This window comes from Aquabacterium sp., from assembly GCF_044226965.1.
GTDB lineage: Bacteria > Pseudomonadota > Gammaproteobacteria > Burkholderiales > Burkholderiaceae_C > Pseudaquabacterium.
The window spans coordinates 43,136-63,178 of record NZ_JBGAGA010000007.1 but is presented as its reverse complement, the minus strand read 5'-3'; the positions used below and the strand labels follow the sequence as shown (position 1 = coordinate 63,178).

The window sequence follows — 20,043 nt, the reverse complement described above, 5'->3', positions numbered from 1 at the left end:
GGCGGTTCAGACCCGCCCGGTCACCGGAATGCCGGCACCGGTGATGGCCCGCGCGCCGTCGGACAGCAGGAAGCCCACCACCTCGGCCAGCGCCTCGGGGGTCACCCAGCGCGAGAAGTCGGCATCGGGCATGTCGCGCCGGTTCGCCGGCGTGTCGATGATCGACGGCAGGATCGCGTTGACGGTGATGCCGCGCAGCTTGGTCTCCTCGGCCAGCGCTTCGGTCAGGCGCTGCACGCCGGACTTCGACGCCGCGTAGGCGCCCATGCCGGCCCCGGCCTTGGCCGCCGCGCCGGCGCCGATGTTGACGATGCGGCCGCTGCCCTGCGCCAGCATCGCCGGCAGCACGGCCTGGCAGGTGTTCACCGCGGTCAGCAGGTTGATCGTGAACATCGCCTGCCAGGTGGCCGCGCTGCCGGCCTCCAGCGTTTCCCAGCGGAAGCCGCCGGCGATGTTGACCAGGCCATCGACGCGGCCGAAGCGCGCCTGCGCCGCGGCCACCGCCTGCTGGGTGGCGGCCGGCTGGCTCAGGTCCAGCGCCGGCAGTTGCAGATGGGCCGCGAATTCGGCGGCCAGAGCCGGCGGCACCGCGGGCGCGGCGTCCAGCAGGCCCAGCTGGTGACCCTGGGCCGCCAGGTGGCGGGCCACGGCCTGGCCCAGCGCGCCGAAGGCGCCGGTGATCAGGATGACGGAAGTAGCCATGGGAAGCAGACAGGAAAAAGGTCGAGAAGCCGCGATCATGCCGCAGGCTTCCAAAGAGGCCCCGGCTTGTCAGCCCGATGACAAGCTGGGCCGCGACACTGCGCGATCATCGAAGTTTCTTTGTTCGACTGCAGGAGCACAGCATGAGCACCCCCCGCGAGGTCTACGTCGTCGGCGCCGCACGCACCGCCATTGGCACCTTTGGCGGCAGCCTGAAGGACACGCCGCCGATCGAGCTGGCCACCACCGCGATCAAGGCGGCCATCGCCCGCTCCGGCCTGGCGGCCGACCAGATCGGCCATGTCGCGATGGGCAACGTGATCCCCACCGAGCCGCGTGATGCCTACCTCGGCCGCGTGGCCGCGGTGCAGGCCGGCGTGCCGAAGGAGACGCCGGCCTTCAACGTCAACCGCCTCTGCGGCTCGGGCCTGCAGGCCATCGTCTCGGCCGCGCAGGCGGTGATGCTGGGCGACTGCGAGATCGCGCTGGGCGCCGGCGCCGAGTCGATGTCGCGCTCGCCCTACCTGTTGCCGGCCGCGCGCTGGGGCCAGCGCATGGGCGACGCCCAGGTGCTGGACTACATGATCGGCATCCTGCACGACCCGTTCCACACCATCCACATGGGCATCACCGCCGAGAACGTGGCCGAGCAGTTCGGCATCAGCCGGCAGCAGATGGACGAGCTGGCGGTCGAAAGCCACCGCCGCGCCGCCGCGGCCATCGCCGCCGGCCGCTTCACCGAGCAGATCGCGCCAGTCGAGATCGTCACCCGCAAGGCGACGATCCAGTTCACCACCGACGAGCATGTGAAGGCCGACACCACGCTGGAGACGCTGGCCAAGATGAAGCCGGCCTTCAAGAAGGACGGCCTGGTGACCGCGGGCAATGCCTCGGGCCTGAACGACGGTGCCGGCGCGGTGGTGCTGGCCTCCGCCGAGGCGGTGAAGGCGCAGCAGCTGAAGCCGCTGGCGCGGCTGGTGGGCTATGCCCATGCCGGCGTCGATCCGAAGATCATGGGCATCGGCCCGGTGCCGGCCACGCAGCTGGTGTTGAAGCGCACCGGCCTGAAGGTCGGTGACCTCGACGTGATCGAAGCCAACGAGGCCTTCGCGGCCCAGGCCTGCGCGGTGAGCAAGGGGCTCGACCTGGACCCGGCCAAGGTCAACCCGAACGGCTCGGGCATCTCGCTCGGCCACCCGGTGGGCGCCACCGGCGCCATCATCACCACCAAGGCGCTGTACGAGCTGCAGCGCACCGGCGGCCGCTACGCGCTGGTGACCATGTGCATCGGCGGCGGCCAGGGCATCGCGGCGATCTTCGAGCGCTGCTAGCGCACGCCTCTGGCGAGCGAAGGGCGCGGCCACGACTTGCCGCGCACCCATGAAAAAGGGCCACCCGAAGGTGGCCCTTGTCGCTTCAGCAGGCCTCGCGGGATCAGAAGTTGTAGCTGGCCGTCACGTAGACCGTGCGCAGGAACGGATCGGCGTAGCGCGGGTCGTAGCCGACCTGGTGGCCCGACGAATCGCGCAGCGTCAGCGGCGGCTTCTTGTTCATCAGGTTCTTCACACCCAGGCGGAACTCGAGCGCCTTGTTGAAGCTGTACACGCCCTGCCAGTCGATCGTCATGTAGTCGCCGATCTCCAGCGAGACACGCTCGTTCTTGTTGGTGGCCACGTTGCGCACCAGCTGGTTCTGGTCGGTGTAGCCATTGCGCCACTTGACCGACAGCGTGTTGGTGAACGGCCCGGTGTCCAGCGAGGCGGTGCCGCGCCAGATGTTGCGGAACGACACGTTGGCGTTTTCGCCGTAGTGGTTCATGCTGTCGGTGAAGTCGTCCTTCGTGCCGGCACGGGTGTACTTCGACTCGATCAGGTAGGTGCCCGACAGGCCCAGCGTGAGCCGGCCGATGCCGGTCTTCACGCGGCCGGTCATGTCCCAGTCGATGCCCTTGTTGATGGCCTGGCCGATGTTGGTCGACGCGTTGATGAAGGTCCAGTACTGCTGCGGCTCGGCCGGCGTCTTGTACAGGATGAACAGGTCCTTGTACTTCTGCGGATCGGCGAAGGCCTGGTTGGCGCTGACGCCACTGACCGCGTCGCGGATCTTCACTTCCCAGTAGTCGGCGCCGATGTTGAAGTCGCCGCTGGGCTCGAAGCGAACGCCGATCGTGGCCTGCTTGGACTTCTCCGGCTTGATCGCCGCATTGCCACCCAGCATCGAGCTGTACTGCTGCTTGCCGGGCTTGCAGTAGTCGGTGCCCGGGAACGGGCAGTCATAGCTGGCCGCGGTGACGCCGTTGGGGGTCAGCGGGTTGGCGATGTCCAGCATGTCGGCGACCTTGAAGCCGGTGCCGTACGAAGCGCGCAGCAGCAGCGAAGGCATCACCTGGTAGCGGCCGGCCAGCTTGTAGGTGGTGGCGTTGCTGCTTTCGCCCACCGTGACGCCGTCGCTCTTGATCGCGCTGACGCGGTCATAGCGCAGCGAGGCGGTCAGGTCCAGGTTCTTGATCACGGGCACCAGCAACTCGGCGAAGGCACCGCCCAGGCTGCGGTCCATGTCGTAGTGGGCGACCGGCGCGTAGTTGTAGATCTCGCCGTTCAGCGCGGCCGCGGACGGGTCGCGCTTGAAGTTCATCGTGCGGTAGTCGGCACCGAAGCCGAGCTGCAGCGGGCCGGCCGGCAGCTTGGCCACTTCGCCCGAGGCGCGGAAGTCGATACCCTTGAGCGTGGTCGACTCGTCGCGCACCGTGCCGTTGAAGATCGAGTTGGCGATCAGCTGCGACGCGGCGGCGCTTTGCTTGCCGGCCTCCAGGAAGGGGTCGAACTGCAGCTTGGACACCATGCTGCGGAACTCGGTGTCCTTGAAGTAGCCGCCGACATAGCGCTCGTCGATCTTGTTCTGCGACCAGGTGACAGCGGAGTTGATGCTCCAGCCGCCAACCTCGCCGTCGACGCCGAACACGAAGTGCTTCGAGTCGGTGATCGTCTGCGAATCACGCGTGCCGAAGTCGCTGGCGCGGTAGTTGGCCGTCACGGTGTTGACGTGCGCGGCCTGCGCGGCCGTCAGGTACGGCAGCACGTAGGTCTGGTAGTAGCTCGAGCTGGTCGAGATCGACACCGGCACCGGGTTCGGCGCGATACGCGCCGTCAGATCCAGCCGGCTGTAGGCCAGGTCGGAGAACAGGTTGAACTTGTCGTTGACCTTGAACTTGCCCGACAGGAACAGCGAATCGCGGGTGCTCTCGGGCACCACGTCGATCGTGCTGACGAAGTCGAACGCGCACATCTCGGTCACCGAGGTGGCGCTGGTGGCGTTGTTCAGGCTGTAGAAGTTGTCTGCCGCGCACTGCCCGTTCTTCTTCTGGTACGGGTTGAACGCGTAGGACGGCAGCGTCGACGTCTCGCCGGTCAGGCGCTTGAACGTCACGGTGGCGTTGGCGGGAATCGCCGACGTGCTGGTGCGGTCGTAGATGTACTTGGTGCCGTTGAACTCGAACGGCAGGTAGGCCGACTTCGCGAAGTCGCGGTCCACCGACTTCAGCTGCTTCTGCTCGTCGCGGCGGTAGCTGGCCACCAGGCTGAAACGGTCCTTGTCGAGGTCGCCGAAGCCGTAGGTGATGCTGGCATTGGCCGACTTGCCGCCGCCTTCCAGCGGCACGTCGGTGCGGGCGGTGACGGTGCCGCCCTGCATGCTGCTCTTCAGGATGAAGTTGACGACACCGGCGATCGCGTCCGAGCCGTACAGCGCCGAGGCGCCGTCGGTCAGCACTTCGATGCGGTCGATCGCCGCCATCGGGATCGCGTTCAGGTTGATGCGGGTGCCCGAGCCGGTGGGCGCCACGCGGCGACCATTCAGCAGCACCAGCGTGTAGCTCTCGCCGATGTCGTGCAGGCTGGCCGTGACGATGCCGCCGGAGTTCGTGCCGATGGCGATGTCGGCGATCGTGAAGCCCTGCATCGCAGGCAGCTTCTGCACCAGTTCAGCCACCGAGGTGGCGCCGGAGCGGTTGATCTGCTCGGCAGTGATCACCTGCACGGGCAGCGCGCCTTCGCTGGCAATGCGCTTGATACTGGAACCGGTGATCTCGACGCGCTGGGCCTCCTGGGCCTGGGCGGCTGCGCCGAAAGTGCAGGCCACGACCGCGATCGCGGCGGCGACGGCATGGAGCTTGTGCTTGTTCAACATCAGTCCTTCGCTAATTGACTCCGAACAAATAGAACGCTGCGTCCCCCCGCCTGGCTCGTGACCTGCGGCGGTGTCGGGACACAGCGACGGCTTGTCTTAAAAATGTATCGCCACTGTCAAGCAAGGTGAACCAAGGTCAATCCTTGTGGCTCGATGGCGACATACCACCCTGAACAGGGGGTTTTCGTGGTACCCACAGGTACCTGCAGCACGAGAAAAAGGCCGGCGGGTGCCGGCCTTGGGCGGGAGGCGGGCGCAACCCGCAGAACCTGGCCGTCCGATCAGTTGCGACCCACCGCCGTCCAGGCCGCCGCCACCGCGATCGATTCGGGTGAGCCGGCGCCATAGAGGTCGTTGGCCGCGCTGATGCTGGCCGCGCGCGCGCCGGCATAGTCGGTGTTGGAGGTCATGTACACCGTCAGCGCGCGGTACCAGATCTTCTCGGCCTTCTGCCGGCCAATGCCGGCCACGGTGCCGGTGCCGGTGCCCACACGGGTGTTGCCGGCCACGCAGGTCGGGCTGGGGCTGCCGCCGGTGGTGCCCTGCGCCAGCAGGTAGTAGAAGTGGTTGGCCACGCCGGAGCTGTAGTGCACGTCCAGGCTGCCGACGCCGGAGTACCAGCAGTCGGCCGACTTGCCGTCGCTGCTGGGCTTGATCATCGAGCGCAGCGCGCTGGAGCCGTTCTTGTACAGCTCCTCGCCGATCAGGTAGTCCGGCGTGTCGTTCGGATTGTTCGCGTAGAACTCGACCATCGTGCCGAAGATGTCGCTGGTGCCTTCGTTGAGGCCACCCGATTCGCCCGAGTACACCAGGCCCGCAGTGCGGCTGGTGACGCCGTGGCTCATCTCGTGGCCGGCCACGTCCAGCGAATCGAAGGGGTTGAAGGTCGTGCCGTCGCCGTCGCCGTAGGTCATGCAGAAGCAGCTGTCGGACCAGTAGGCGTTGTTGTACTTCTTGCCGTAGTGCACGCGGTTGTAGGCACCCTTGCCATCGTTGGCGATGCCGTTGCGCCCGTGGACGTTCTTGTAGTAGTCCCAGGTCATCGCGGTGCCGTACTGGGCGTCGACACCGACGGTGGCGCGGTCGTTGAGCGTGCCGTCACCCCACTGGTTGTCGGTGTCGGTGAAGATCGTGCCCTTGCCGATCTGGCGGTTCTTCATGTCGACCGTGTACTGGCTGCCGCGGCTCGGGTCGCGCAGCGCGAAGCCGCCGGTCACCGAATCGGTGGTCAGCGCCACCGTGCCATTGAAGAAGCCCTTGCCGGTGCCGTTGGCCGGCGCGGTGTGGACGTCGTCCCAGGCGTCGAGCACGGCAGCGCTGCCGGCATCGACGATCACATGCAGTTCGCTGGGCGTGCCGTCGTCCTGCTCGCCGAACAGGCGCACGTCGTAGGCCAGCTGCGGCCGGTCGCCGCGGGCATAGACCAGCAGCTCCGGCGCCGTGCCATTGGGCGAGCCACGGTAGGCCGCGACGGCGGCGCGCAGTGCATCGACCGCCGCGATGCGGGCGGCGCCATCCACCCGGGGTTCGCGCGACAGGGTGTGCGAAGCATCGACGAAGGCGCCCGAGCGGTTGCTGTGCACCACCAGGTCGCCGCCCAGCACGCGCAGGCCGCGCACGCGGCGCTCGAAGCGCACATGTTCGCTGCCATCGGCGTCGACGATGACATCGCGCGACTCGTAGGTGTGGCCCGCGCCATGCTGCGTGCGCTGCGGGAAGGCCTGGATGTGCGCGAGCGCGCGGGCCACGGCAGTGGCGTTGTCAGCCGCCTGCGCGGGCGCCAGGCCCGTGACCAGCAGCAGTGCGGCCGCAGCCGAGAGGACCCTCCGTGCCGCGTGCTGGGACGCGTGCGATGTCTTCATGCGATGCTCCAAGGATGGAATGGAAAAGGCGACACCGGGATCTCCGGCCGCGCCTGTGCTTGCCAGGGTGAAGGCGCGATGGATTCTTTACCCGCCGGACATGTTGTCAATCCCGAGTTCCATCCACCCTCATTCGCAGGAGTCGCCATGCAAGACCAATACCCGCCCCGCCGTCCGCTCGGGCGCTCGGGCCTGCAGATCGCCCCGCTCGCGCTGGGCGGCAACGTGTTCGGCTGGACCGCCGACGAGGCGCAATCGTTCGCCGTGCTCGACGCCTTCGTCGACGCCGGCCTGAACCTGGTCGACACGGCGGACGTGTATTCGCGCTGGGCACCGGGCCACACCGGCGGCGAATCCGAAACGGTGATCGGCAAGTGGCTCAAGGCCAGCGGCAAGCGCGAGCGCATCGTGCTGGCCACCAAGGTCGGCAAGGACATGGGCGACGGCCGCATCGGCCTGTCGCGCCGCTACATCCGCGAGGCGGTGGAGGCCTCGCTGCGCCGGCTGCAGACCGACCACATCGACCTGTACCAGTCGCACGACGACGACAGCGGCACGCCGCTGGAGGAGACGCTCGCCGCCTTCGGCGAGCTGATCGCCGAGGGCAAGGTGCGCGCGATCGGCGCCTCGAACTACAGCGCACCGCGCCTGGCCGAGGCCCTGGCGGTGAGCGAGCGCCTCGGCCTGCCGCGCTACGAGAGCCTGCAGCCGCTGTACAACCTGTGCGACCGCGCCCCCTACGAGGCCGAGCTGCAGGCGCTGTGCGTGGCGCAGCAGGTCGGCGTGATCAACTTCTACGGCTTGGCCCGCGGCTTTCTCACCGGCAAGTACCGCAGCGAGGCCGATCTGGGCAAGAGCCCGCGCGGCGCCGGCATCAAGGCCGCCTACTTCAACGAGCGCGGCTGGCGCATCCTGGCCGCGCTGGACGCGCAGGCAGAACGCCTGCGCGCCACGCCGGCGCAGCTGGCGCTGGCCTGGCAGATGCGCCAGCCCGGCATCTGCGCGCCGATCGCCAGCGCCACCTCGGTGCGCCAGCTGGCCGAGCTGGTGCCGGCAGTGCACCTGGTGCTGGACGACGGGGCGCTGCAGGCGCTGACGGCCGCCAGCGCCTGAGCCCGCGGGGGTCGGGCACGGCCCGGCCCCCGCGGCCCGGTCAGGCCTTGTTCTTCAGCCCCAGCACCTCGATCGGCTCGATCGAGGGCGGGCCGGCGAACAGCTCGGGCGCCTGGGCCATCAGCGCCTGCGCGATCGGGCCGCTCAGGTGGGCCTGGCGGCCTTCCTCGTCATGGAAGGCGTCGAACACGCCGAAGGTGGTGGGCGACAGGCGCAGCGCAAACCAGATCGGCGTGCGCGGCTCGTCGTTGGCCATGGCGAGGCCGGCCTGCAGGAAGCGGGCGACGTCAGCCTCCTTGCCGGGCTTGGCTTCGAGGCGGGCGAACAGGGCGAGCGTGATCATCGTGATCTCCTGGGGGGATGGACGGGGGGAGTGGCAGCGTCGCGATGCGATCCGCGACAGGCGCACTCTAGGCAGCGCCCGGGTCTTCGCCCATTGTCGGGAATGACATTCTTGATATCGTTTACGCCATGAGGATCCATGTGCTTGCCCTCGATGGCGTGTTCGATACCGGCCTGGCCACCGCGCTCGACAGCTTTGCCACCGCCAACGAGCTGGCGGCCGCGCAGGGCCTGCGGTCGCTGCACTTCGACGTCAGCGTGGTCGGCCTGCGCCGGCGCGTGCGCACCGCGCTCGGCCTGGGCGTGCCGGTGCAGCCGGCCGGCGACGCCCGCGGCCGGCCGGACTGGGTCTACGTGCCCGCCATCGGCGCCAAGATGCCCGAGCAGCTGACGGCCGCCCTCGCCCGCGCCGACGTGCGCGATGCCGGGGCCTGGCTGCGCGAGCGCCATGCCGGCGGCGCGCATGTCGCGGCGGCCTGCATCGGCAGCTTCCTGCTCGCCGAATCGGGCCTGCTGGCCGGCGAGCAGGCCACCACCTCGTGGTGGCTGGGCCCGCTGTTCCGCCAGCGCTACCCGGCGGTGAAGCTGGACGAGACGCGCATGCTGGTGCCCAGCGGCGACTTCGCCACCGCCGGCGCCGCCATCGGCCACATGGACCTGGCGCTGTGGCTGGTGCGCCAGGCCAGCCCGGAGCTGGCCGCTGTCGTTGCACGTTATCTGATCGTCGATGCCCGGCCCTCGCAGGCGCCCTACGTGATCCCGGACCACCTGGCGCACGCCGATCCGCTGGTCGAACGCTTCGAGCGCTGGGCGCGCCGGCGCCTGGGCGAGCCGTTCTCGCTGGACGAGGCGGCGGCGGCGCTGGCCACCAGCCGCCGCACGCTGCAGCGGCGCATCGAGGCGGTGCTGGGCAAGTCGCCGCTGTCGTACTTCCAGGACCTGCGCGTCGAGCGCGCGGTGCACCTGCTGAAGACCAGCCGCGCCGACATCGAGGCCATTGCCGCCCAGGTGGGCTATGCCGATGGCGTGACGCTGCGCGCGCTGCTGCGCAAGCGGCTGGGCCGCGGGGTGCGCGAGATCCGCCGCGCCGGCGGCGCGGCCGGCGGCGCCTGATCAGCGCGCGGCCAGCGCCTTCACAGGCTCGGAGGCCCGCACGAAATCGGCCACCTCGTCGAGCACGGGCGCCAGGCCCTGCAACGGCCAGGCCAGCGCTGCCACGGCGGTCTCGTGCGTCAGGCGCCCGTATTCGCGCAGGCGCACCGGCGTGCCGGCCTGGCGCAAGGCGATGGCCAGGCCACGCGTGTTGCGCACCGGGTCGATCCGGCTGTCCTGCGCGCCCGCCACCAGCAGGGCGGGCACGCCAGGCACCCCGCCATCGGCCTGCACATGGCGGATCGGTTGCGAATCCAGCGGCACGTTCGGATGGTGGAACGCCGCCTGCACCTCCGGCGTCTTGATCGGCAGGAAGTCGTAGGGGCCGGCCAGGCCGATCCAGCCGGCCAGCTCGCGCGGGCGGTGCTCGGTGGCGCCCAGCCAGCGTTCGTCCAGCGCCAGCATCGCCGCGTTGTAGGCGCCGGCGCTGTGGCCCATCAGGTACACGCGCTGCGCATCGGCGCCCCAGGCCGTCGCCTGCTTCAGCGCGAAGGCGGTGGCACTGGCGCAGTCGCGCAGGAAGTCGGGGTAGTGCACCTGGGGGTGCAGCCGGTAGTCGGCCACCATCACCAGCATGCCGCGGCGCGCCAGCGTCTCGCCGACGAAGCGGTAGTCGGCCCGCTCGCCACGGTTCCACGCCCCACCGTAGAAAAACACCACCAGCGGCCAGCCGCCGAGCGGGCGCGTCTCGGCCGGCGGGCGGTACAGGTCGTAGCGCTGGCGCGGCAGGTGCCCATAGGGCTGGCCCTCGGCCACGCGCAGGCTGCCGACGGCAGCCACCAGGTTCAGTGCGCGCGCCGGCGCCGCCAGCACGAAGGCGACACAGGCGGCCAGCAGCACGGCGGCGGCCAGGAGCGATTGCTTCAGCGTCATCGGGTGATCTACGGCCGCGGCGGCGGGTCGGATGCGGCCCGGGCCGGCACGACCCGGGTCGGATAATCCACTGCTTCTCGATTCTGCAGTTCCCGCACGGAGGATTTCCATCATGAGCATCACCACCATCGGCATCGTCGGCGCCGGCACCATGGGCAATGGCATCGCGCAGGCCTGCGCGGTCAGCGGCCTGGGCGTCGTGATGGTCGACATCAACGACGCGGCGGTGCTGCGCGGCGTGGGCACCATCTCGGCCAGCCTGGACCGGCTGATCAAGAAGGACAAGCTCACTGCCGCCGACAAGGACGCCGCGCTGGCCCGCATCAAGGGCACGACGCACTACGAGGACCTGAAGGCCGCCCAGCTGGTGATCGAGGCGGCCACCGAAAACGAGCCGCTGAAGCTGAAGATCCTGGGGCAGCTCGACAGCCAGCTGCCGGCCGAGACGATCATCGCCACCAACACCAGCTCGATCTCGATCACCCGGCTGGCCGCGGCCACGCAGCGGCCGGACCGCTTCATCGGCATGCACTTCTTCAACCCGGTGCCGATGATGGCGCTGGTGGAGATCATCCGCGGCCTGCAGACCAGCGACGCCACGCACGACGCGGTGAAGGCGCTGGCCGTGCGACTGGGCAAGACGCCGATCACGGTGAAGAACGCGCCCGGCTTCGTCGTCAACCGCATCCTGGTGCCGATGATCAACGAGGCCTTCTTCGTACTGGCCGAAGGCCTGGCCAGCGCCGAGGACATCGATGCCGGCATGAAGCTGGGCTGCAACCAGCCGATCGGGCCGCTCGCTTTGGCCGATATGATCGGCCTCGACGTGTGCCTGGCGGTGATGAACGTGTACTTCGAACAGTTCGCCGATTCGAAGTACCGCCCCGCCCCGCTGCTGAAGGAGATGGTGGCCGCCGGCTGGCTGGGCCGCAAGACCGGCCGCGGCGTGTACCGCTACTGAACCGGGTCCCGGCCCGGGGCCGCCGACGGCAGCTCAACGGGCGCCTGCAGCGCGCGCAGCGCGGCCAGGGCCGCCTCATGATCGTAGCGGCGCAGCGCGTCGTCGATGGGCTGCACCGCCGTGTCGCCGAAGCCGCGGCGCAGCAGGGGCGCGAGTTCGCGCCACCGCGCATTGGCACTGAAGTCCGCCGTTTCCAGCAGGTCCGCCAGCTGGGCACAGGCGCCGGCCAGCTCGGCCGACGGGGCGGCGGGCGGCAAGCCGGCCAGCGGCGCTGCGCCCGTGCCGGGAGACTGCCGGCGGATGTCGCGCACCAGGGTCTGCAGCTCATGCTGCAGCGCTCGGGCCGCCTCCAGCGCCACCTCCGCCGGCTGGCCTTCCGGCAGCCCGGCCAGCTGCTGCTCCAGGCGCTGGGCGCGCGCCATCACGGCGGTGGCGCCCACCGCGCCGCAGGCGCCGCGCAGGGCATGCACCAGCTGCCGCGCCGCCGTCACTTCGCCTTCGGACAGCAGCGACAGCAAGGTGGGCAGGCCCTCGGCATGGCCTTCGGCAAACTGCTGCAGCACGCGCTTGAACACCGCGTCGCGCCCGGGCAGGTACAGCAGCGCACGCGTCATCGTGATGCCGGGAATGGCCACCTCGGTGGCTGACGTCGGGGCGGGCGCCGGCGCGAGGACCGGCATCGGCGTGGGGCTGCGCAGCCAGCGCGACAGCGCGGCGTAGAGCACGCGCGGATCGACCGGCTTGGCGATGTGGTCGTCCATGCCGGCGGCGAGGCAGGCGTCCCGATCGTCGCCGAAGGCATTGGCCGTCATCGCCAGGATCGGCGTGTGCGCCCGCCCCGGCAGGGCCCGGATGCGCTGCGTGGCCTGCAGCCCGTCGAGCCCGGGCATCTGCACGTCCATCAGGATCATCGCGTAGTCGTGCTCGGCCGCGCGGGCGACGGCCTCGAACCCGTTGGCCGTGACGTCGACGGTCAGGCCCACGGCCTGCAGCAGTTCGCAGGCGACCTCCTGATTGACGTCGTTGTCCTCGGCCAGTAGCACGCGCAGGCCGCCGAACTGCGGTCGCTGCACCGCCGGCCGGGTGCCGGCCGGCACGGCCGGTGCGGCTTCGTCGGGCGCGGCCGCATCGTCGCGCACGAAGCGCGCGCTGAACCAGAAGCAGCTGCCGACGCCTTCCTCGCTCTCGACGCCGACCTCGCCGCCCATCATCCAGGCCAGCCGTCGCGTGATCGCCAGGCCGAGCCCGGTGCCGCCGAAGCGGCGGGTGGTGGAACTGTCGGCCTGCTCGAAGGAATCGAACAGCAGCGCCAGCTTGTCGGCCGGCACGCCGATGCCGCTGTCGCGCACCGAGAAGCGCAGCATCACCGAGTCGGCGGGCCCTGCCGGTGCGGGCACGCACTCGTAGTGCAGTTGCACCGCGCCGTGCTCGGTGAACTTCACGGCATTGCTCAGCAGGTTCAGCAGCGCCTGCGACAGGCGCGTGGGGTCTCCGATCAGGACGCGCGGCACGTCGTCAGCGCCGTCCGCGGTCAGCGCCAGGCCCTTGGCCCGCGCGCGGTCGGCCATCAGCGCGCAGCAGCGCGCCACCACGCTGTCGAGTTGAAAGCGCATGGCCTCCAGCTGCAGCTTGCCGGATTCGATCTTCGAGAGATCGAGCACGTCGTTGATCACCTCGAGCAGGTGGTGGCCTGCCTCGCTGATCCGGCCCAGGCGCTCGGCATCGGCGCTGCTGCGCGGCTCGCGCTGCATCAGGTGCGTCAGGCCGAGGATGGCGTTCATCGGCGTGCGGATCTCGTGGCTCATGTTGGCCAGAAAGGCGGTCTTCGCACGGTTGGCGGCCTCGGCCCGGTCGCGCGCGGCCACCAGCTGGTCGTTCAGCGCCTGCAGTCGCAGCTCGCTCTCGGTGTGTGCGCGCAACGCCTGCTGCAGCTCCTGCGTGCGCTCGACCACCGCGTCCTCGAGGTGGTCGCGGTGCCGCACCAGCTCGGCCTCGATGCGCTTGCGCTCGCTGATGTCCTCCTCGATCGCGACGAAGTGCGTGATGCTGCCGTCGGGCTCGCGCAGCGGCAGCACGGTGAGCTGCTCGTGATACGGGCTGCCGTCCTTGCGACGCTCGATGCGTTCGCCGGTCCAGCCCTCGCCGCGGCCGGCCAGGCCGAGCATCGCGGCATGGAAACCAGGCTCGCGCTCGCGCGCGGCATCCAGCCGTGGGTTGCGGCCGAGCACGTCCTCGCGGCGGTAGCCGCTGAGGCGCTCGTACGCCGCGTTGACGTATTCGATGCGGCCGCTGGTGTCCATCACGACGATGGCACTCGGGTTCTGCTCCACCGCCAGCGAGAGCTTGCGTAGCATCTGCTCGGCCTGGGTGCGCGCGGTGATGTCGCGTGCGCCGCACAGGATCAGCCGCCGCCCGCCGATCTGGATGCGGTTGATGCTGATCTCCACCCGCAGCGGCCGGCCGTCGCGCCGCTGCCAGCGCGCCTCGAAGGACTGCAGCTTCGGGAGCTCGCGCGACACCGCGTCCAGCGCATGCGGCTGCGGATGGTCGAGGTCGAAGTCCCAGATGTGCAGCGTCGTCGCTTCCTGCGGGCTGCAGCCCAGCAAGGCACAGAAGGCCGGGTTGGCCTCGACCACCGCCGCCTGCATGTCGACGACGAAGACCGCGTCGCGCGAATGCTCGAAGAAGAAGGTGTGGCGCTCGGCCTCGGCCTCGCGGGCATCGGCATCGCGCTGGCGCCGCGCCCGGCGCCTCATCCACTGGCGCAGTCCCAGTCCGGAGGAGGCCGCCACCAGCCCGAGCACCAGAGCGCCCTGCCACTCAGCCTGCATGGCGAGGGTCGGTGCGCTGGCCACCGACGCTGGCCACCTTGGCCGCGACATGCGCTTCGGAATCGGCATGCGCCTCGGCGATCGCCCGCAGTTCGCCGTAGACGTCGATGAAGGCCTGCACCACGTCCGGGTCGAACTGCAGGCCACGCTCCTTGACGATCATCTGGTAGGCCTGCTCGTGCGGGAACGCGGGCTTGTAGACCCGGCGCGAGATCAGCGCGTCGAACACGTCGGCCAGCGCCATCAGCCGCGCCGGGATCGGAATCGCGTCGCCGGCCAGCCCATCGGGGTAGCCCTTGCCGTCCCAGCGCTCGTGGTGACTGCGCGCGATCTGCTTGGCCATGGCCAGAAAGGCCACCGGCCGCGCGACGTCGGACTCGGCATGCTCGATGGCTTCGGCACCGAGGCTGGCATGCGTCTGCATCACCGCCCACTCCGCCGCATCGAGCTTGCCGGGCTTGAGCAGGATGTGGTCGGGGATGCCGACCTTGCCGATGTCGTGCAGCGGTGCCGACTTGGCCAGCAGTTCGATCGCCTGGTCGTTCAGCGCCTCGGCGAAGCGCGGGTGCTGCTGCAGCCGCCGCGCCAGCGTGCGCACGTAGCCCTGGGTCCGCAGCAGGTGGTTGCCGGTCTCGGGATCTCGGATCTCGGCCAGGCGGGCCAGCGCGTGGATGCTCACGTCCTGAACCAGCTGGTTCTCGCGCATGCGGCGCGCCACCTCGGCTTCCAGCCAGGCATTGCGGTCGCGCATCAGCTGGCGGGCCTGCTGCAGCTCGAGCTGGGTGTGCACCCGCGCCAGCAGGATCGGCGGGTGGATCGGCTTGGTGACGTAGTCGACCGCGCCGAGCTTGAGGCCGCGCTCCTCGTCGGCCTGGTCGTCCAGCGCGGTCAGGAACATCACCGGGATGTCCGCGGTGGCGGGATCGGCGCGCAGGCGCTCGAGCACCTCGTAGCCGTCCATCTCCGGCATCATCACGTCCAGCAGGATCAGCTCGGGCCGCGGCGTCATGGCCGCCAGCTTCAGCGCCCGCGGACCGCTGTTGGCTGCGCGCACCGCATGGCTGGGCTGCAGCAGTTCGCCGATCACCGTCAGGTTCTCGGGGTTGTCATCGACGATCAAGACCAGCGGCAGCGTCACGCACAAGGCTCCTGACCCATCCTACCCGCGGACCGCGGTGCCCCCAATGGGAAAAGTGCGACCTGGGCATCGGCAGAATGCGCGCGTCATGCCCAGCCTGCCCGAGCGCATCGTCTGCCTCACCGAGGAACCCACCGAGGTGCTGTACGCCCTCGGGCAGCAGCACCGCATCGTCGGCATCTCCGGCTTCACGGTGCGGCCGCCCCAGGCGCGACAGGAGAAGCCACGCGTCAGCGCGTTCACCAGCGCCAAGCTCGACCGCATCCTGGCGCTGCAGCCCGACCTCGCGATCGGCTTCTCCGACATGCAGGCCGACATCGCGGCCGCGTTGATCAAGGCCGGCGTCGAGGTGTGGATCAGCAACCATCGCTCGGTCGAGCAGATCCTGGGCTATGTGCAGCGCCTGGGCGCGCTGGTGGGCGCCGGCGATGCGGCCGCGGCCTATGCGGCGACGCTCGGCCAGCGGCTCGACGAGGTGCGCCGCGCCAGCGCCGCGCTGCCGCGCCGGCCCCGCGTCTACTTCGAGGAATGGGACACGCCGCAGATCAGCGCGATCCGCTGGGTCAGCGAACTGATCGGGCTGGCGGGCGGCGACGACATCTTTCCCGAGCGCGCCCGGGCCGGCCTGGGCCGCGACCGCATCATCGCCGACCCGCTGGAGGTGCCGCGCGCCGCGCCGGACATCATCATCGGCTCCTGGTGCGGCAAGAAGTTCAGGCCCGAACACGTCGCCGCCCGCCCCGGCTGGCAGGACGTGCCGGCGGTGCGCCACGGTGAATTGCACGAGATCAAGTCGCCGCTGATCCTGCAGCCGGGCCCCGCGGCCCTGACCGACGGGCTGGCGGCACTGCAAGGCATCATTGCCGGCTGGGCGCGGCGCCACGCCGCGTGAACCCCTTCCTCCGAACACCACCCGACACGAGGTTCCGACCATGTCCTTCAAAGCCCTGCTGCTGAGCCAGACCGAAGACCGCAAGACCCAGGCCGAACTGGTGACGATGGACGATGCCCGGCTGCCGGACCGCGACGTGACGGTGAACGTGAGCCACTCGACCTTGAACTTCAAGGACGCGCTGGCGATCACCGGCCGCGGCGCGGTGGTGCGCAGCTGGCCGCTGGTGCCGGGCATCGACCTGGCCGGCACGGTGGCCGAGAGCCGCCATCCGGACTGGCAACCCGGCGATGCGGTGGTCGTCACCGGCTGGGGCCTGGGCGAGAACTTCTGGGGCGGCCTGACGCAGCGCCAGCGCGTCGACGCCGGCTGGCTGCTGAAGATCCCGGCGCCGTTCACGCCGCGCAGCGCGATGGCGGTGGGTACCGCCGGCTTCACCGCCGCACTGTGCGTGCGTGCGCTGCAGCGCCATGGCCTGCAGCCAGGCGACGGCGAAGTGCTGGTCACCGGTGCCGCTGGCGGCGTGGGCTCGATCGCGGTCGTGCTGCTGGCCTCGCTGGGCTACCGCGTGGTGGCCTCGACCGGCCGCCCGCAGGAGGCCGACTACCTGAAGAACCTGGGCGCCGCCCGCGTCGTCGACCGCAACGAGTTCACCCAACCCGGCAAGCCGCTGCAGAAGGAGACCTGGGCCGGCGTGGTCGACACGGTGGGCAGCCACACGCTGGTGAACGCCTGTGCGATGACGCGCCAGTGGGGCGCCGTGGCCGCCTGTGGCCTGGCCCAGGGCGGCGACCTGCCGGGCACGGTGATGCCGTTCATCCTGCGCGGCGTGACGCTGTACGGCATCAACAGCGTGCTGGTGCCGAACGACCAGCGCACGCAAGCCTGGGCACTGATGGCGCAGCACCTGGACCTGGCCAAGCTCGAAGCGATGAGCACCGAGATCGGCCTGAGCGAGGCGATGGCGTACGCGCCGAAGCTGCTGGCCGGCCAGGTACGCGGCCGGACGATCGTCGATACGGCGCGTTGATGTCGCGCCGCGCCGCCTGCCAGGTCAGCCTGGCATGAGGTCCGAGGGGAGATGCTCTTCCTCGCGCTCGCCGGACTTGCTGTCCTGCGCGTCGCGCATCTCCTGCACCGACTTCATGCGGGCCATGATGCTGGCCTCTTCGCTGAGCGAGAACGCGAACGGGAACAGCGAGCGCTCGGAGGCCGCGCGCTCGGGCTGGCCGCCGAATTCGCCGATCTGCTGCAGGATGTAGGAGAAATCGACCGACAGCAGCACCGCCGGCGCGCGCACCGAGCGATTGAGCCGCTCGCTGCCGATCACCTTGAGGCCCAGCATGCGCTCGTAGTAGCGAACGTGCCGAGGATTGACCTCGATCAGCAGCGTGTCGTAGCCGCGGATGCGGTGCGCCACGATGAAGGCCACGTGGAACAGCGCGGCCAGCACGCGCTTGGTGGCGGTGGTGGGGTCGACCGCCAGCTTCGTGAACTCGCACAGGCGCTTGCCCTGGGCCCGCAGCGCGTTGACCTCTTCGCTGAACGAATCGTCGCTCGCCAGCTTCTGCGGGCTGTCGAACGAGACCGTGATGGTGCCGATCGACTGGTCGTTCTCCATCGCCGCCAGCGTGAACTTGTGGACCGCCGGATCGGTGGGCAGGCCCGCGCCGGTGTAGCCGCGCCAGGCATAGCGGGTCTTGAGCAGGCTGTCGACCAGGCCGCGCCGGCCCTTCTGGTCGGCCACCTTGATCTTGAAGCGCCGCGGGCCGGGGGCGCCGTCGGGCAGCAGGTCGATGCGCGGGCTCTCGACCAGCATGCTGCCGGAATTGCGGCGCCACATCAGCGATGCGGCAATGAGGGTGCTGGATTTCAAGTTCGCCTTGCCTCCCCGGTGCAATGGGCCCGAAGAGCTCTGTGGGCGATGATAGCCCCGATCGACTTGTAACTTCGTGAACGAAAGCGGCAAAGTTCTCGATATCCGCCCTGGCCTCCCCTCGGGGGCGGGGCGGGTTTGTGCTAACGCTGCTCGCCCGCGGGCGCGGCCGGCCACTGGAACGCCGCGGGCTGCTTGTCCAGGAAGCGTTGCACCGCCTCGGCCTGGTAGTCGCTGCCGAAGCACTGGGCCTGGTGCTCGGCCTCGCGGGCAAACATCCCGGCCAGGTCGCTGCGCAAGGAAAGGGCCACGTCCTCCTTGATCAGGCGAGTGGCCAGCGCCGAGGCGCCGGCAAAGCTGCGCGCCAGGGCGTGGGCGCGCGGCAGCAATGCGCCGGCTGGCAGCACTTCCATCGCCAGGCCCAGGCGCAGCGCCTCGTCGGCCGCCACTTCGCGGGCCGACAGCATCAGTTCCTTTGCCCGCTGCACGCCCACCACCCGCGGCAAGGTGTAGACCAGCCCGAAGTCCGGCCCCAGGCCGACGCGCATGAACGACAGGCAGAAGCGCGCGCGCGGACTGGCCAGCACGAAATCGGCCGTCAGCGCCAGGCCGAAGCCGGCACCGAAGGCCGGGCCGTCGACGGCGGCGATCACCGGCTTCGGGCATTCGATCAGCTGCGTCATCCAGGGCTGGACCTCCAGCATGCGCTGGCGCCAGCGCTCGTGGTCCATCTGCGGCCGGGCCTCGGCCATGCCGCGCAGGTCGCCGCCGGCGCAAAAAGCACCGCCGGCGCCGGTGATCACCAGCGCGCGGATCGCGTCGTCGGACACGATCCGCGGCACCGCGTCGGCAAAGGCCGCCTTCATCGCGGCCGACAGGGCATTGCGCGCCTGCGGCCGGTTCATCGTCAGCGTCGCGACGCCGTCCTGCACTTCGAAGAGGAGATCACTCATCGGGTCACGCTCACTTCATGCGATAGCGCCACACGCCGTCCGCGTCGGTCTGCTTGACCGCCTCGCCGCGTGCGAGCAGGTGGTTCAGGTGCGCCAGGCTTTCGCCGGTGGCCATGCCCAGCAGTTCGCCCTGGTTGTCGATCGGTCGCGCGAACAGCGCGCCGAACACGTCGATTGCCCGCTTCGGCTCGGCCAGGCTGCGGCGCAGGCGATCGAGCCCGCGTTCGTGGCCGCCCGCCAGGCGGTCCAGCCGCGCATGCAGGCCGCGAAATGGCTCGCCATGGGCCGGCAGCACCAGCAGGTCGTCGCCAAGCTCCGCGCGCAGCTTCTCGATCGAGGCGATCCAGTCGCCCAGCGGATCGGCATCGGGCTCGGTCGGGAACACCGAGACATTCGACGAGATGCGCGGCAGCACCTGGTCGCCCGAAATCATCACGCCCGACTCGTCGCAGACCAGGCAGGCATGCTCGGGCGAATGGCCGCGGCCGACCACCACGCGCCAGCGGCGGCCGCCGATGGACAGCACTTCGTTGTCGCTGAGCCGGCGGAAGCTGTCGGGCAGCGCGTGCAGGAACTTGCCGAAACCGCCGAAGCGCGCTCGGTAGACGTCCAGCGCCTCCTCGGGCCAGCCGCAGTGGCGGTAGAAGCGGATCGCCTCGTCCGGCGCCTCGCGCCCGGTGTCGGCGGCCAGCGTGCGGCAGGTCAGGTATTCGAGCCGGGTCATCCACAGACGGCACTGGAACTTGCGCGTCAGCCAGCCGGCCATGCCGACATGGTCCGGGTGCATGTGGGTGACGAAGATGCGGGTCAGCCGGGCGCCCTGCGCGCTGGTGGCCAGCGGCCCGTCCGGCCCGGTCAGCTGGCGCCAGGCGGCCAGCGCCTCGGGCGTCTTGGTGCCGGTGTCGACGATGGCCCAGCCGGGACCCTGCTCGTCCTCGTCGGCCAGCGCCCACAGGTTGATGTGGTTCAGCGCGAAGGGCAGCGGCATGCGGATCCACAGCACGCCAGGGGCCACCTCCCTGGCCTCGCCCGGGGCCGGGGGCTCCCCGCAGGGGTAGCTCAGGCCATACGGGCCATCGGACGGTGCCGTGTCGGGACGGCCATCGGGCGTGGGAACTGCGCGGGACATGGGCACCGATTGTGCCGCCCGGTCCCGCGCCGCG

16 protein-coding genes are annotated in these 20,043 nt (G+C 70.0%); 6 read left to right on the top strand and 10 right to left on the bottom strand.

Annotation, left to right across the window (positions count from 1 at the left end):
* Positions 1-6: 6 nt before the first annotated feature.
* A complete protein-coding gene (locus ACILR4_RS05035) occupies positions 7-702 on the bottom strand; it encodes an SDR family NAD(P)-dependent oxidoreductase (RefSeq protein ID WP_395699741.1) in 696 nt (231 codons plus the stop codon).
* Between the two features lie 143 nt (positions 703-845).
* Between ACILR4_RS05035 and ACILR4_RS05030 the strand changes: the two genes are divergently transcribed.
* Positions 846-2,033: an acetyl-CoA C-acyltransferase family protein gene (locus ACILR4_RS05030; RefSeq protein WP_395699740.1), complete on the top strand. Its 1,188-nt coding sequence runs from the start codon at positions 846-848 to the stop codon at positions 2,031-2,033.
* Between the two features lie 103 nt (positions 2,034-2,136).
* Here the strand turns inward: ACILR4_RS05030 and ACILR4_RS05025 are convergent, their stop codons facing one another.
* Complete coding sequence (locus tag ACILR4_RS05025) at positions 2,137-4,887, bottom strand: TonB-dependent receptor (RefSeq protein ID WP_395699739.1); 2,751 nt, start codon at positions 4,885-4,887, stop codon at positions 2,137-2,139.
* A 281-nt stretch (positions 4,888-5,168) separates the two neighbouring features.
* Positions 5,169-6,749, bottom strand: coding sequence for a M4 family metallopeptidase (locus ACILR4_RS05020; RefSeq protein ID WP_395699738.1), 1,581 nt, complete (start codon positions 6,747-6,749; stop codon positions 5,169-5,171).
* Between the two features lie 147 nt (positions 6,750-6,896).
* On the opposite strand from ACILR4_RS05020, the gene ACILR4_RS05015 reads away from it, so the two are divergent.
* Positions 6,897-7,862, top strand: coding sequence for an aldo/keto reductase (locus ACILR4_RS05015; protein ID WP_395699737.1), 966 nt, complete (start codon positions 6,897-6,899; stop codon positions 7,860-7,862).
* A 40-nt stretch (positions 7,863-7,902) separates the two neighbouring features.
* On the opposite strand, the gene ACILR4_RS05010 is transcribed toward ACILR4_RS05015, so the two are convergent.
* The gene (locus tag ACILR4_RS05010; RefSeq protein WP_395699736.1) at positions 7,903-8,205 is read right to left on the bottom strand and encodes a putative quinol monooxygenase; all 303 of its coding nucleotides are present in this window, start codon (positions 8,203-8,205) and stop codon (positions 7,903-7,905) included.
* 128 nt (positions 8,206-8,333) lie between these two features.
* On the opposite strand from ACILR4_RS05010, the gene ACILR4_RS05005 reads away from it, so the two are divergent.
* Positions 8,334-9,317 (top strand): GlxA family transcriptional regulator, encoded by a 984-nt coding sequence (locus tag ACILR4_RS05005; protein WP_395699735.1) that lies wholly within the window; start codon positions 8,334-8,336, stop codon positions 9,315-9,317.
* Here the strand turns inward: ACILR4_RS05005 and ACILR4_RS05000 are convergent, their stop codons facing one another.
* Positions 9,318-10,229 (bottom strand): alpha/beta hydrolase, encoded by a 912-nt coding sequence (locus ACILR4_RS05000; protein WP_395699734.1) that lies wholly within the window; start codon positions 10,227-10,229, stop codon positions 9,318-9,320. It abuts the gene before it with no gap.
* A gap of 112 nt (positions 10,230-10,341) precedes the next feature.
* On the opposite strand from ACILR4_RS05000, the gene ACILR4_RS04995 reads away from it, so the two are divergent.
* Positions 10,342-11,190 (top strand): 3-hydroxybutyryl-CoA dehydrogenase, encoded by an 849-nt coding sequence (locus tag ACILR4_RS04995; RefSeq protein WP_395699733.1) that lies wholly within the window; start codon positions 10,342-10,344, stop codon positions 11,188-11,190.
* Here the strand turns inward: ACILR4_RS04995 and ACILR4_RS04990 are convergent.
* Both ACILR4_RS04990 and ACILR4_RS04985 read right to left on the bottom strand, forming a co-directional pair.
* Entirely contained in the window at positions 11,184-14,021 is a 2,838-nt protein-coding gene (locus tag ACILR4_RS04990; protein ID WP_395699732.1) for a PAS domain S-box protein, read from the bottom strand. The genes ACILR4_RS04995 and ACILR4_RS04990 overlap by 7 nt on opposite strands.
* On the bottom strand, positions 14,011-15,159 hold the full coding sequence (locus tag ACILR4_RS04985; RefSeq protein ID WP_395699731.1) for an HD domain-containing phosphohydrolase: 1,149 nt from the start codon (positions 15,157-15,159) through the stop codon (positions 14,011-14,013). Before ACILR4_RS04985 ends, ACILR4_RS04990 begins: the two co-directional genes overlap by 11 nt.
* Before the next feature lie 88 nt (positions 15,160-15,247).
* On the opposite strand from ACILR4_RS04985, the gene ACILR4_RS04980 reads away from it, so the two are divergent.
* Both ACILR4_RS04980 and ACILR4_RS04975 read left to right on the top strand, forming a co-directional pair.
* Positions 15,248-16,051, top strand: coding sequence for an ABC transporter substrate-binding protein (locus ACILR4_RS04980; protein WP_395699730.1), 804 nt, complete (start codon positions 15,248-15,250; stop codon positions 16,049-16,051).
* 40 nt (positions 16,052-16,091) lie between these two features.
* Positions 16,092-17,081 (top strand): MDR family oxidoreductase, encoded by a 990-nt coding sequence (locus ACILR4_RS04975; RefSeq protein WP_395699729.1) that lies wholly within the window; start codon positions 16,092-16,094, stop codon positions 17,079-17,081.
* A gap of 24 nt (positions 17,082-17,105) precedes the next feature.
* On the opposite strand, the gene ACILR4_RS04970 is transcribed toward ACILR4_RS04975, so the two are convergent.
* The 3 genes from ACILR4_RS04970 to ACILR4_RS04960 form a co-directional block, all read right to left on the bottom strand.
* Complete coding sequence (locus ACILR4_RS04970; RefSeq protein WP_395699728.1) at positions 17,106-17,927, bottom strand: N-acyl amino acid synthase FeeM domain-containing protein; 822 nt, start codon at positions 17,925-17,927, stop codon at positions 17,106-17,108.
* A gap of 143 nt (positions 17,928-18,070) precedes the next feature.
* The gene (locus tag ACILR4_RS04965; RefSeq protein WP_395699727.1) at positions 18,071-18,880 is read right to left on the bottom strand and encodes an enoyl-CoA hydratase/isomerase family protein; all 810 of its coding nucleotides are present in this window, start codon (positions 18,878-18,880) and stop codon (positions 18,071-18,073) included.
* Between the two features lie 10 nt (positions 18,881-18,890).
* Positions 18,891-20,009: an MBL fold metallo-hydrolase gene (locus ACILR4_RS04960; protein WP_395699726.1), complete on the bottom strand. Its 1,119-nt coding sequence runs from the start codon at positions 20,007-20,009 to the stop codon at positions 18,891-18,893.
* Between the last annotated feature and the right edge of the window lie 34 nt (positions 20,010-20,043).